Origin of the sequence: Cohnella luojiensis (assembly GCF_004564235.1) — a bacterium.
Taxonomy (GTDB): Bacteria; Bacillota; Bacilli; order Paenibacillales; family Paenibacillaceae; genus Cohnella; species Cohnella luojiensis.
This window is the reverse complement of the sequence record NZ_SOMN01000020.1, coordinates 53753-67138: the sequence shown is the minus strand read 5'-3', so window position 1 is coordinate 67138 and position 13386 is coordinate 53753. Positions and strand designations below refer to the sequence as shown.

14 protein-coding genes and 1 pseudogene are annotated in these 13386 nt (G+C 43.1%); 3 read left to right on the top strand and 12 right to left on the bottom strand.

Going from position 1 to position 13386, the window contains the following annotated elements:
* Window positions 1-225: 225 nt before the first annotated feature.
* Window positions 226-1869 carry a glycan biosynthesis hexose transferase WsfD gene (wsfD, locus tag E2980_RS14375; protein WP_167747132.1) on the top strand — a complete coding sequence of 548 codons (1644 nt, stop codon included), beginning with the start codon at window positions 226-228 and terminating at the stop codon, window positions 1867-1869.
* Window positions 1856-2305, top strand: coding sequence for a DUF6273 domain-containing protein (locus E2980_RS14370; protein WP_135152872.1), 450 nt, complete (start codon window positions 1856-1858; stop codon window positions 2303-2305). Before wsfD ends, E2980_RS14370 begins: the two co-directional genes overlap by 14 nt.
* Here the strand turns inward: E2980_RS14370 and E2980_RS14365 are convergent, their stop codons facing one another.
* The 12 genes from E2980_RS14365 to E2980_RS14310 all read right to left on the bottom strand — a co-directional run bounded on the left by E2980_RS14365 (window position 2306) and on the right by E2980_RS14310 (window position 13062).
* Window positions 2306-3082, bottom strand: coding sequence for a DUF817 domain-containing protein (locus E2980_RS14365; protein WP_135152871.1), 777 nt, complete (start codon window positions 3080-3082; stop codon window positions 2306-2308).
* Between the two features lie 186 nt (window positions 3083-3268).
* Entirely contained in the window at window positions 3269-3757 is a 489-nt protein-coding gene (locus E2980_RS14360; protein WP_135152870.1) for an NUDIX hydrolase, read from the bottom strand.
* 88 nt (window positions 3758-3845) lie between these two features.
* The gene (locus E2980_RS14355; protein ID WP_135152869.1) at window positions 3846-4442 is read right to left on the bottom strand and encodes a hypothetical protein; all 597 of its coding nucleotides are present in this window, start codon (window positions 4440-4442) and stop codon (window positions 3846-3848) included.
* Between the two features lie 35 nt (window positions 4443-4477).
* The gene (gene murA / locus E2980_RS14350; protein ID WP_135152868.1) at window positions 4478-5770 is read right to left on the bottom strand and encodes a UDP-N-acetylglucosamine 1-carboxyvinyltransferase; all 1293 of its coding nucleotides are present in this window, start codon (window positions 5768-5770) and stop codon (window positions 4478-4480) included.
* 4 nt (window positions 5771-5774) lie between these two features.
* Entirely contained in the window at window positions 5775-6491 is a 717-nt protein-coding gene (locus E2980_RS14345; protein ID WP_240703034.1) for an FHA domain-containing protein, read from the bottom strand.
* 653 nt (window positions 6492-7144) lie between these two features.
* Window positions 7145-7876 carry a class I SAM-dependent methyltransferase gene (locus E2980_RS14340; RefSeq protein ID WP_135152866.1) on the bottom strand — a complete coding sequence of 244 codons (732 nt, stop codon included), beginning with the start codon at window positions 7874-7876 and terminating at the stop codon, window positions 7145-7147.
* An 88-nt stretch (window positions 7877-7964) separates the two neighbouring features.
* Window positions 7965-8918, bottom strand: coding sequence for a phospho-N-acetylmuramoyl-pentapeptide-transferase (mraY, locus tag E2980_RS14335; protein WP_135152865.1), 954 nt, complete (start codon window positions 8916-8918; stop codon window positions 7965-7967).
* Between the two features lie 195 nt (window positions 8919-9113).
* The gene (locus tag E2980_RS14330) at window positions 9114-9497 is read right to left on the bottom strand and encodes an HIT family protein (protein WP_135152864.1); all 384 of its coding nucleotides are present in this window, start codon (window positions 9495-9497) and stop codon (window positions 9114-9116) included.
* Window positions 9498-9637: 140 nt separating this feature from the next.
* Window positions 9638-10021, bottom strand: coding sequence for a hypothetical protein (locus E2980_RS14325; RefSeq protein ID WP_135152863.1), 384 nt, complete (start codon window positions 10019-10021; stop codon window positions 9638-9640).
* Window positions 10022-10240: 219 nt separating this feature from the next.
* On the bottom strand, window positions 10241-10564 hold the full coding sequence (locus E2980_RS24720) for a nucleotidyltransferase domain-containing protein (protein ID WP_240703033.1): 324 nt from the start codon (window positions 10562-10564) through the stop codon (window positions 10241-10243).
* Between the two features lie 212 nt (window positions 10565-10776).
* A complete protein-coding gene (locus E2980_RS14315) occupies window positions 10777-11130 on the bottom strand; it encodes a hypothetical protein (RefSeq protein WP_135152862.1) in 354 nt (117 codons plus the stop codon).
* A 246-nt stretch (window positions 11131-11376) separates the two neighbouring features.
* Window positions 11377-13062: a glycoside hydrolase family 2 protein gene (locus E2980_RS14310; protein ID WP_135152861.1), complete on the bottom strand. Its 1686-nt coding sequence runs from the start codon at window positions 13060-13062 to the stop codon at window positions 11377-11379.
* Between the two features lie 156 nt (window positions 13063-13218).
* Between E2980_RS14310 and E2980_RS25025 the strand changes: the two are divergent.
* Window positions 13219-13320 (top strand): annotated as a pseudogene (locus E2980_RS25025) (GNAT family N-acetyltransferase); the annotation flags it as partial.
* Window positions 13321-13386 lie beyond the last annotated feature (66 nt).

Sequence of the window (13386 nt, the reverse complement as noted above, 5' to 3'; positions counted from 1 at the left end):
TAGGATGTCAATAAGAAATATTATAATATGTCAATATACCTTACATTGAACACGGTTACAAATAGCCAATATCCTTTTAACAGAAAATTAATGTAAGGAATTCTTACTTATTCGTTCATGTGAAGTCATTTTCGGCTTAAAGAGTATTTCGAAACTAATTTTTGGGCACAGTTTTCGAATAACAACTTAACTCGTGTCTGCTTCCACATAAGAAGGAGCGATATTTTGCTTAAATCCAACAAGATTAGGATATCGGCTCTCTACATTTTCATTGTGATCGTCATTACCTTACTGATTTATGTGCCAACGGCCATAGGGCTTGCCGATAATTCCGACTTTAACAGGACGATGAGAGCATTTGGGCTGACCTCTATCAGTGGTATAAAGTATTTGAGTGCAGAATATTGGTATAAGATATCGAACCCCACCAGAATTATTCAGTATTTTAAAAATATGTTTCTTCCCGTTAAAGACAGTCCTGCAGGATATTACTCCACGCAATTTATCTTTATTAAAATAGCCCTGTTTTTTAATGCCTTAGCCAACAAACTTGTACATCGCGATTCCAACTTGTTTAACCTATTTTTTCAAACGGTTCAATTTATTATCATTTATGCATTTGCCCTGGTTTTGTTTCTGAAGGAAAAGTGGAACAACAATACGTACGCCAATATTGCCGTTAAAATTGCTTTTGCTTTTATTTTTTTAGATTGCGGGTATTTGGTTTATTTCAACTCTTTTTTCGGAGAATCAACTACGCTTATTTTTCTGATTTTATCCTTTGTACTGCTTATGTATCTTGAAAAGGATAAAAACACCTATTTTGTCTATATAGGTTTGATCCTGTCACTGTTTATATTTTCCGGTTCGAAACCGGCCAACTTTCCCTCAACTTTGTTGTTGTCCGTCCCCCTCGCTTATTATGCGATCAAAAATGAAGGGCTGAGGAAGAAAATCATTATATGCGTTTCAGTAGTTGTTATGCTGTTCGCATCTTACTATTATGTGAAACAAGCGCCCGAATGGATGAAAAAGGTTACCACGTTTCAATCTGTTTTTTTTGGCGTTTTATACGATAATCCGGTGCCGGAGCAGGCCGCTAAAGATCTGGGTTTACCGCCGGAACTGTCCAAGTTGGAATCCATAAACGCCTACGTACGACAACCCTTAAATCCCTATAACAATTATGATCCAAACTTTCAGTCTTTGTTTTTTGACCGAATAAGCAAAATCGGAGTTTTAAAATATTATTTGACCCATCCTGCCTTTTTTGCTGAAAAGCTGGATATAAGTGCTGAGGCAGCTTTACCTCTTAGGCCCACTTATTTAGCCAACATTAATTTGCCAAACCAGCGAGCGGACTTGTTGTTTGATTTTAGAATGAATGTCTGGGAGAGCATCAGAAAGCGTTTTTCTGGCTTTGCCTCTGTGTTTTTAAGCATTGTCTTGGCTTTGTCTTTAGCAAATTTGATTTCCTTATTTAGGAAAAAGGCTAGCTTATACAGCATCTTGCTGAGGTTGGCGCTTTTGGGTGCCGCAGCGGGGCAATTCATTGTCCCCATTGTGAGCAACGGCAATGCGGATTTGCAAAAGCACATGTTTTTATTTAATGTGCATTTGGATATCCTGATCATCCTTTTGTTGTTGGACAATCTTGATCTTAAAAGCCGAACTTTTAGACGAGTTGGCATTGCCTCCGCGGCTTTATTAGTAGTCATTTCCTTTTATCCGAGCAAACCGGAAACCATAACGCTTGGCCGCATAGATGGCAAACCCATCGAGTGGTATGTTTTGGAGAAAAGCAACGTTTGGGTAAAGGTTATCGCTAAAGACGCGTTATATCGCAGTGCGTATGATGAAACGCTCTAACGATTATGCAAAAGCCAGCATTCAAAAAAGTTTGAATGCCAAAGTATATTTATGGTTTACGCATGACGAGTTGAATCGCATTCAAAAAGCAGAATATCCTGCGTTTAGTAACGAAAAAAACTCGCAACAAGCCGATGGCGGAGATCGGCCCCATTACTGGTTTTCGCCCATTAAATATGTTTCACAGGACAGTAATCGGGCATTTTGGAAGATATACTCAGCTTATTTAACATTGCCGTCCGTAGATGATGTGGAACGGCTTTTTGACATATCTAAGACCGCTTCTGTTTTGCCAATTGATTATTGGCTTTCCACCCCTTATTACAGCAGCACCGACAAAGCGCGCATAGTTTCTTCTGACTATCAGGTATATCATCGAAAGGTGGATACTGTACTGGGTATACGGCCGGTCATGTGGGTTAGGGCTAAATATTAATCATGAATCGTTCCTTATTCGATTAGCTTTAACATTTTTAAGTTGGGCAACGATGATGACGCTAATGATTACCAGAAGGAACCATGAGCTGATCTTGCTGAAACTAACCAGTTGCCAGGTTTGGTGCTGATCAGGGTATTTCCAAGCATCAAAAAATGTGGCTATATTTTCTGCTAACCAGATGAAAAAACCTACAATGAAAAACGCGAGAGTTAAGGGCATTCGATAAGTTATAGTCCGTACCCGATAGATGATCCGTGTTTTCCAGAAGATAATAAACACAAGCGCCGTCAACCACCAACGAAAATCGGGAATGAAATGATGTGTGAAAAAGTTGAAATAGATTGCTCCTCCTAGCAGTACCGCAGGCCAAAGCCCAGGCCAGCCGGTCATGTCCATCCGCAGTCTCCGCCACACCTGACACATAAAGCTTGCTACACTTGCATACATAAATCCGCTATAGAGCGGGACACCGAGCAACTTCGTATACCCAGGCTCAGGATATGACCATGATCCCATCCATACCTTATATATCTCCAGCAATAATCCAATAAAGTGAAATACACAGATTACTTTGATTTCATCACGTGTCTCTAATCCGCTGCGGTACATAAAGAATTGCACTCCAAGCAGTATAAGCAAAATGGCATCATAACGATGAATGAAAGGTACCGCTATTACGTTAGAGAGAGCTAAAGTTCCAAAGATCGCAACAGGAAATATGCAGCTCATCGCCTGATGATAGCCAAAATGCAGTAGTTGAATGATTGGTTTCAATTATGCTTATCTCCTCCCCCTGCCCATTTTATCGTACGATTCATCAATTTTAATTCTAGTCATTGATTTTTCCTACCGTTGGCGGGCAAATCGTGATGCAGAGCGAGTATAACTAGAAAAATTATTCGCCGAACGCCGAGTATCCGAATTTGAACGAGAAATACCAAAACACGAGCCCTCATACAACTAAACACGCCTTTGAAGCCTGACACTACATTCTGACGTTGTCGCAGTGACGTACTCCATATAGTTCACAGAGCCGTTAAAGTTCAAATAAGCTTCAAAACGCATGCGGATTGCGGGTAAAGTAATCAAATCCAGAACATTTTCCTTTGGAACCCACCTGCACTCACTCGTTTCATCAGAAGTAGCTAACTCTCCACCCACAGCTTTGCACACGAAATCAAACATGACCTTCGTAGGAACATCAGTCACACCGTCATACCACTTATGGATCGTTGTATTCGAAACAACACTAATTAAATGGCTAACAGTGGCGTCTATTCCACTTTCCTCTTTGATTTCACGAATCACGCCATCAATCAGGTTTTCTCCAACTTCAGTTATCCCACCAGGATACACCCAACCATCGTCATGGGCTTTTACTAATAGGATATTTCCATTCCCATCTTCTACAATTCCGCCTGCTGAAACAATATGTGTCGGAAACGCCATTTCACGACCTCCTAATATGGTAAGGTTGTATATTTATTTCATATTGTTCCTGTACTTTCAGATACCTCAGCAAGACTGAATTCCGAGTCTATGTCTTGATGGAAATTGCTACACATTCCTTTACTGTTCTTTCCAGTATTTCAATTACTTCTTCGAGATCAAGGATTTCTAGCTCTTGCTTTTTCGCTTCATCCGTCATTTCAAAATCTCTTTCTAAATCTTTTATTAATTCTGGTAGAAATCTGTAATCGATCTCATCAATATGTATTGTTTTAGCCTGTAAAGGTTTAAGGATTAAGAAATAATGGTCTATCAGTTTTCCATTCAATCTCCAAAAATCTCTATAATATTTTTCCTGAGCTTCCTTCTTTTCTGGTTGTGGCAACCACTTTATCTTCTTATAATAAATTTCTTCAACCCAGATCGCATCTGATATTAAATGATAAAAGTACCCTAAGTAAAATGGATTTTTCATGTGGTTGATATACTTTTCATTGAATCCAATATGGTCTGCAAAAAATATGCCTTCAGAATTTGATCTTATAAAGTGAGATTTACTTTTGGGTTCATTCATATTCTTATGAACATCAGGTGCGATTCCACCTAATAAGAATTGATCGTCTACTATTCCTAATTCATTCGCTAATAGCTCAGCGATACAATAATGCATTACTCTTGATCCCATGTAAATCTCCTTTGCATAAAATTTCTGATAGCCCTTTAGTTGTTCATATGGATCCGGCCGGGCAACTCCTGCGCATTCAACTCGCGCATCGAGAGCTTGGCTCCGATGGATTGGAAACTGCTGATTACGTCCTCGTATCCACGCTCGATGTGCTCGACGCCCGTAATGCAAGTGCGACCCTCAGACGCTAAACCAGCAAGCAACAGACAGGTGCCGGCACGTACATCCGTAGCATGCACCCAGCCACCTTGAAGCGGAAGTCCCCCTCTGATAAAAGCGCTTTCTTTTCGCAGTTCAATCTCTGCGCCAAGCCGTCTCAATTGTGGCAAGTGAGCGAACCGTTTCGGAAAGACACGGTCAGTAACAATGCTCTTGCCCTTAGCCTGCAGCAATAGCGCTGTCATTGGCTGTTGTAAATCGGTAGCAAAGCCCGGATACATGCCTGTCCGAATTCGAGTCGCCTTCAGTGATCCTGTACCAAATGCCGTGATGTGACTCTCTCCAAATTCGACATCCATTCCTATCTCCTCCATCTTTGCGAGGCAGGCGCCAAGATGCTCAGGAATGACATCCATGACGGTAACCTGCCCCCCACGTAGTCCGGCCGCCATAAGAAATGCCCCAGCGATCAATCGATCCGGAATCGCCGCGTGCGATCCCCCGGTTAAAAACGAGACGCCTTCAATGCGAATATGTTCCGTTCCCGCCCCATAGATCCGCGCGCCAAGCCGGTTTAAAAAGGCTGCCGTATCCACCACCTCCGGATCCAAAGCTGCGTTGTGAAGTTGTGTCCGTCCTTTTGCCAGAACAGCCGCTAGCATTGCATTAATCGTCGCACCGGAAGTAATTGTGTCGAAATAAATTTCCGCACCTTTCAGCTCCGCAGCTTCGACTACATAATAATCATTGAACGTATAAACCTTTGCCCCAAGTGCTTTAAACACTTTGATATGTTGATCAATCGGTCTTGAAACGAAATCGTCACCACCCGGGAATCCAATCGTGACTCTACCGAATTTGGATAACAGCGCACCTGCAAAATAATAAGACGCCCGATAGCTCGAAGCCTTGCCCGGGTCTATCATAGCGTTGTGAATTCTTCGCGGGTCGATGATAACTTGTCCGTATGCCTGTTTCAACTCCATGCCGATATCCTGGCCGATCGCCGCAATAATATTGACATCTTCTATACGTGGAATACCTCGTAGCGTTACGATATCGTCCGCCAGACAAGAGGCGACAAGAAGTGCAAGGGAACTGTTCTTTGCTCCCGGTATATGTACTTTTCCATTCAACGAGCCAGAAAACTCCGTTTCTATATATTTCATTAAACTATTCCCACTTTCGATATGACGATTTCAATTCCGATTCGAGAACGTAGCCATTGCCGCGTATTGCACTAATAAGAAAGGTGTCTTTACCGTATTTTTTGCGAATCCGGTAGACCAAAGCGTTCAACTCGTCGAGTGAGACATCGGAGTAGCCTTCCGCTCCCAACGTCCGTTCCGGCCACACTCTGGATCTGATTTCCTCGAGGGTAACAAGTTGGTTCGCTTTCTCATGAAGCACGCGAATCAGCAAATATTCTTTTTCCGACATAGGGATCCGCTTGCCTTCCACCACGCATTCCCTTTTCTCCCAATGAATCGTTAGTCGCAAGTCCGGCACTTCTAGCCGACTAGTGATACTGAGCGGTTCGATTTCAAGGGTTTGCTCGGCAAACATAAAAGAAAAGTGTAGGACAGTCATCCCTTTGGCGAGCCTTATAATATCAAAATTGTTTAGGGGATATGGGGTGTGCGGTGTTAGCCGTACGCCATTAATCTCCGTTCCTTGTCGACTCCCCAAATCGTACAGCACCGCCTTTTCATGCTCCTTGCGAATGATGAAATGCCGTCGGGAAATAAACGCATTAGTAAAAGCTAAATCCGGAATCACAAAATCGGAGACCCGGCCGACGAGCGTTTCATCCCCACTCAAATTCAGGCAGGTGCCTGAGCGGTAGGGCTCACCTCGAATAACATACAAGCATGCAAAGTCTTCTTCCATTTTGCACCTCCATTTGCTAGAACAGGCCTTCAATAACATTGGTTAATATTCCCACTATTTATCGTAACTCAAACCAGGGATGAAGAAAACCACTATTCACTGACGCCACGCTCACATTTCAATAACGCTGGGAGTCACCCACCGGTCTTCCCGCTTCGGGAAAGATCCAGGGAGACGATAACTGAACATTACTTTGGCTTAAACGTAATAACGGCCGCCCATGGCAGCCGTTCAAGTATCTTTCTTATAGTTTTATGGCAAATCAGAGTCGCAAGACGGTTAAAAAGCAATAACCTAAGAAAAAATGAGGAACCGTCCTTTGCAACAGGTTCCTCCCTTTGGCTTACTTAGTTACTTACTTTCTTGCCCTGAAGATCATAAATGTCTGATCATCGTTCATTTCCTGGAAGTCGTAACCACCATAGATGGGTATCTCACGAAAGCCAACCCTTTTCGCCCAACTGATATCTCGTTCCTTTCAGCTCGACGGAAATATCTTTGGATTGAATTGACCAAAGAAACCATACCACACCCACTACAAGCAACAAAGCAAGATGAAATGATTAGTCTTTTTTTCATTTAGTACTCCTTGCTCATAGCACAGTTTTCACTGAGTAACAAAAGAGGAACCGCTTCTTAAGAGGCCCATCGCTTTAGTCCGAGCAGCGAGCGATGAATACGAATTCTAGTCCAGGGCGATCCGGTGCATCTCGAATATCCTCGACAGGTAAGTTCGCGGCGAATAAGGAGTCAAAAATCTCGGACCGACTCCGGAACCTCAATGTCGAGTCCGAGGTCAGTACCGTCCCGTCCCTCTGAAAAACGAATGTGCGACGGAACGAAACTAGTGGTAGTTGCACATCGACGAGATCCACCCACGTCTCTACCCTTCCGATTCCAGGCGCTTCAATCACCTCATAGGACTGTTCACAATTCCAGTTCTTCCAAGCTTCCTTTGAAGGGTCCCGGACCTCGAACACAAGCCGTCCACCCGGTCGAATAACGCCTCGACATTCACGAAGTGTTGACATCCACTCTTCGTCGGTTACAAAGACTTGGGCGACATTTCCGGTCATCGTGATTAGATCCACCTGCAATCCAGAAAACATCGCGGTTGTTCCATGAAGCCATTTAACCCGATCTGCATGCGCCTTACGGCTTGCGACTTTGAGCGAGGCGACGGCTGGATCGACTCCAATGACTTCCTTACCCAAAGCAGCAAGTCGACAGGCAAGGATGCCGGTTCCACAACCAAGGTCAATCACGGATTGAGCGCCGAACTCTTCGGTCATTGCAATATACGGGTCAAGATCTGGACGTTCTGACGAATCAAACAAATCGTAGACATCTGCAAGCCTGGACTCTTCAAATATCTTGTCAGCCATGTCTACCCTCCTTTGATACTGGCAGCCGGTCGTTCTTGTCGGCTGCCTTCGCGTCTTTATTGAGTTATAGTGCCGTTAACAGCAGTTGCTAAAGTAAGAAGTACCAGATTACCAAACTGATAAAAACACATACCCAAGAGATAAAACCGAAAATAACAACGATTTTATTCTCACTCCAACCGTACTTCAAACTGAAGTGATAATGTATTGGTGTCATTCTAAATATGCGTAATTTAGTTTTTTTGTAATACCACACCTGAATAATCACTGATAATTGTTCAGCAAAATAGACCAAAAACAAAATAGGCATGAGAATTTCGACCTTTTCAATAATGGCTAAAAAAGATAATGAACCACCTATTGCAAGTGATCCTGTGTCCCCCATGAAAGCCTTTGCTGGATAAATATTGTATAAAAATAAGCCTAGTAAGCAAGCAATCATTACCAAGCAAAAAGCTTTAACCTCGATATGGTCTGAAATGATAAAAAAGAAAAAGTAAGTCGGTATTGCCACGTTTATTAAAAGACCATCTAAGCCGTCAGTAAAATTTATTGCATTTGCCGAACCTACAATGAACAAGGTCGTCAAAATAAGGTAGACGGGAATTGGAAGATCAATAAACATGTTTTTAAATAAGGTGATCTCTGGAGATATTGAAAACTGGCTGATCAGCGTATATAAAAGACAACTAGTAAAACCAAACTGAAGTACCAGTTTGGTTTTGCTTGATATTCCTGAAGGATCTTGAAATACAGCCTTCTTAAAGTCATCCATAAAACCAATCATACTGAATAGAATAAATGTTGCCGCAAGAAATAACACAAGTGGTCTTGGATAAGATGCCAATGAAGTAATTACCCCGATCAGCAGGATAATTCCTGCCATTAATGGCGTCCCGCGTTTTGCTTGATGGTCAGGGGGCAACTCAGCTCTAATTGGTTGCGTTAGCTTTAATGTACGAAGACCGCGTATTAAAATCGGCATGAGCAAAATTACAATTAAGAAAGTCATTCCTGAAACACTCAAGATAGAGATATCCATTTCATTGCTCCAATTGAGTTATTTATTGATTATTGTACTTCTTTTCACTGGACAAATATTCCTCCCACAAATCCGATTTTTACCAATGTACAGTTCCACTAGTCTGCTCGTTAGCTAAACAAATTAAAAACGGCCGCCGAAGCAACCGCGTATTCCACTTTACTTCCCCGTTAGCGGAATAACTTAACTTTCATTCTAATCTACCCGTTGGTTAGAAGGTTGTTTTAACCAGTACCTTATACTCTTTCCTGCTAAGGGTTCATCTTCAAATCTAGGGATAACATGCAAATGTGCATGAAATATTTCCTGTCCTCCAACGTGACCACAATTCCAGCCGACATTGTAGCCTTGATGCTGATATTCTTTATCCAGTAGTCCCTTAACCTTTTGTAAAAGTTCAAAAGTAGCTTGCCATTCTTGGTGAGTTAAATCAAATACAGTTTCCCTATGTGTTTTGGGAACAATTAAGCCTGAACCCAATAAGACAGGCTGAGGTTTTTGAACGAATAAACAATATTCGTTACTAAGAACGATGCTTTGTTCTTTATCATTTTCAGGAAAGCAAAATGGAAAATACAATGTTTAATCCCTCATTTCTTTTCATCTCCCAAATTTCTCCAACTTATTTCCATTATCCTGCCCGTTACTTCAATGAAAAAAGCAGACTGCAACTGTAATCCGCTTCATTATACTATCGTACCCGATAGTTGAATGATCAACTATCTGATGGCTATAGTTATAATTGTAATAAGCAGCAACAAAGATACAGGTGCCCAAATTCTTCTTTCCCATTTGCTCCTCGTAATAATGTTTAATATAGTAGCAATCACCGAAGAAATCACAACAAACCAGATAGCTGCATTTGCAAAGGGGTACCAATCAGGAAACATGAAACCTGACTTACTTAGCACGATTGACGCTAGTAATGCCAGGATGATGACCTGAAATATAGCGGCGAAACGCATAGCTGGTGGATATTTGCCAGGAAACTTCCCGCCCATTGCATAACTTCCCCAAGGCATTCCTGCAGCTAATGCAAGTTGAAAAAGAATTACAATTCCGATTAAAGTAGAGAATACGATTGCTGACATTAATATGTACATATCCAAACCTCTTCCACTTTCGTAGTCGTTAGCTTAGTAACTCAATCCAAGGATGCTCGGTATATATGAGCTTAAGAGATGTTTGCAGCCAAGCTTTTGGTTCATCATTCAGGTAATTAACAATATTTTTGAAGTCCTTTTCGTCTTTTGGTTCTGGGTTCTTTGATTTGAATAGTAATGTAATTTCTGGACTTAAGTATGGGATTCCATTTGCTGTAATTAATATCTTTGTATTCGAAAATCCCTGCGATATATCCACCAATCTTTGTTGGATTCATTTAAGAGGATCTCGATCTTCTCAGTAACTTTTTCCGCGTAGGTTTCATGGATAGGCAGTTCTAATATTTCATTTTCAGACCACGTTATTATTTTTCCGCCTTGGACCTTCTTATAATCCCAACCAGTCAGATATTCTCGTATTGCTAATTGATGGTCTCTTAAAATAGCTATTTCAATGTCAGAGTGATCTCGTGTTACTTTACCTAGATAGAGATCGATCGACCATCCTCCAGCAATAACCCAAGGCAAACGAAATCCATTCATTATTTTGTTTACCTCAATACACTTTTCGATTAGCGCTCACCCCGCAGTCTCATTTCCAGTTTAATTCTTCACCATCGTTCCAGTATTCTGCCCGTTAGCGTAATGAAGCAGCCGATCATTGTGGTCGGCTGCTTCCATGTTTTTATTGCTATCGTTAATAACGTAGCCCTTTCGTGTTCAACTATCGTACCCGTTACCTAAATAAACTTTATTTAACGTGAAAAAAGAAAATCTATAGCCTCTTGTTCGCTATAAGTCTTCAACACAACACCTTTGGTATCAAATATTAAAAAAGCTGGAGACCTTTCTATTTCCAATTCAGGGTATTGTTTTTTCGCATTTTCTAAACTCCACATTAAAGTTGCTCCTGTTATTTTTCCTTTGTCAGTTATTTTATTAATAATTTCTGGTGTTTTGTGATGACCATCCTCAGAAGATCCAACATAAAGAATGAAATACTTATCGTTCTCTTCAGACAATAAATTATTATATGAGACTTTATTACAGGAAATAAGCAAGATTAACATCATTATAATTGTAAAAGTAATATTCATTCTTCTTACCATAATATTCTCCTTTAGTTGCTCATATAGCACCAGTATAGAAAGTTCCTCATGTTTATGTACGAAATCAAGGTTAATAAGTTAAAATTGAAAGCTTCCTTCATAACCTGTTAGCGGAGAAGGCTACCGATCCATTGATGTCTGCTGCCATCTCCTGATATTTATTGAGCTATCGTACTCGTTAGCTTAATGTGTTACAGTTACAAATCTAAAAATATAGTGCCTTTACTGAACGTTCTTCTTTTCTTCTCAATTTGGGCGGAAATACTTCTTTACGACGTCGTATGCCAGCTTCGGACGACGGTAGCGGTCGACGATGCCTTTGCTGTTCTGCGTGCCGGCTCTCGTCAGGAGCCACCCCGTTCCTTCCGTCACACGGCAATCACAGAACTGCCAGATCAGCATCCCGGACAGGTAGGGTCTAGCCGTATAGGCGGCCAAATTCGCTTCAATAATGTCCGCCTGACGTTCTTCCGTCCCTCGAACGCGGCTCGAATCTCGGTAACCATAATAGCCGTCGCCTCCGAACTCACTCATGATGATCGGTTTGCCGGCCCCGCCGGCCGCTTCCGCCCATCCGCGCGCTAGATCGACGAGTTCGCCGGGGTCCTCGTCCCCGTACCAACCCGGATATAAATTAAACGAGACGATGTCGACGAGATCAAAGCAGATCTCGCGATCGCGATGATGGGATGCGAACGTTAACGGTCGGCTGTCGTCCATTGCCCGAATTTGATTCAGCTGCCGGACATAATGCTCCCGTCCTTCCTCGCAATCGCTGGCGCACTCGTTCAGGACGCCCCAGATAATAATCGAAGGATGATTGACGTGTTGTTCCACCATCTCGCGATTGACCGCCTCGCATTGTTCAGAAAACTTCGGATGACGCATCTGTTCGATGCTAAACCCCCGCGCATGATTTTCCTCCCACACGAAGAACCCGCGCTCGTCGCACAGATCCAGGAACCGTTCGTCGTTCGGATAATGGCTCGTCCGGACTGTGTTGGCTCCCATGTCCTCCATCAAATCCAGGTCTTGCGACATGAGCGCCAGCGGGAACGCGCACCCGACATGCGGATGATCCTCATGCCGATTAAACCCCTTCAGAACGATATCTTCGCCGTTCAGTTGAATCTTGCCGCCTTCCGTCGTTACAATGCGGAAACCTACTCGCTCGATAAGATCGTCGCAGGGTGATTCGTCTTCGTCCGTATACAGTTGCGCTTCCAATAAATAGAGCTTCGGCGAATCCGGCGACCAAGACTCTGGCGAAGTGAACTCTGACGAGCCGGATAACGCAACGACGGCACCGGGAGCGACGACGCCCGCTTCCAGATCGAACTTGCGGCCAGCAAGATTGCAGCGTACGCGAACGTTGCGCGGCTTGTCTCCGACGTTCGCGACCGTCGCCGAGACGTTGGCGCTCCACGTTTCGTTCGCGCGACGAGGCGTGAACTGCAGCCGTTCAAGGAACGTATCGGGAACTCGCTCCATGACAACCGGCCGTGTAATGCCGCCGTACGAATAATAATCGTTCGGTTGGTGCAACGAAGAGTCGGCATGGAACGAATTGTCGACTATAACGACCAGCTCGTGTGTGCCCGCGTTCACGTCGCTAACAACGGACGAGAACGCGGTATAAGCGTTATAGTGGGAGGCGATCGGCTTCCCGTCTAACAGCACCGTGGCTGTATGACTTACCCCTTTGAACGTAAAACGGAGGTTGGCAGTTTCGCAGACTTCGATCGTCCGCCGGTATACGCCGACCCCTCGGTATGTCTTTAGCGCGGGATGGTTCTCCCAGCAACCCGGCACCGGCAAAAGGTACGGGTATGAGGATACCTGTCGGTCTCCCCTTTCGATCGTCGCAAATTCCCATATTCCTTCTAACTCCGTGACAGAACGAATGCGATTCGTTTCAAACAAGCGGATCATCGCGGCGTTTCCCTCCAGATTCCTCTTCTCTTTAAATCATGGTAGCATATTTGATCCTTGCCGTGAACGTATGATGTCGCCCGAATTCCTTACGCGGTAGCTCAATAAACAACATCTAGAATTAATTAGAAATATCACCGGTAATCCAACCGTTAACGTGTTTTGGAAAAATGCGGGTTCAAGATTTCTGGAGAGGACAAGGGGTTCGCCAACGCACGTGGTGAAGATGTCGAAGAGTATATTCTGAAACTACCGTGAGCGTCCAATTGTTGCTCAAAAAAGATCCGAATCTTCAGTGCTTAATTAATTAAACATGATTGCCCA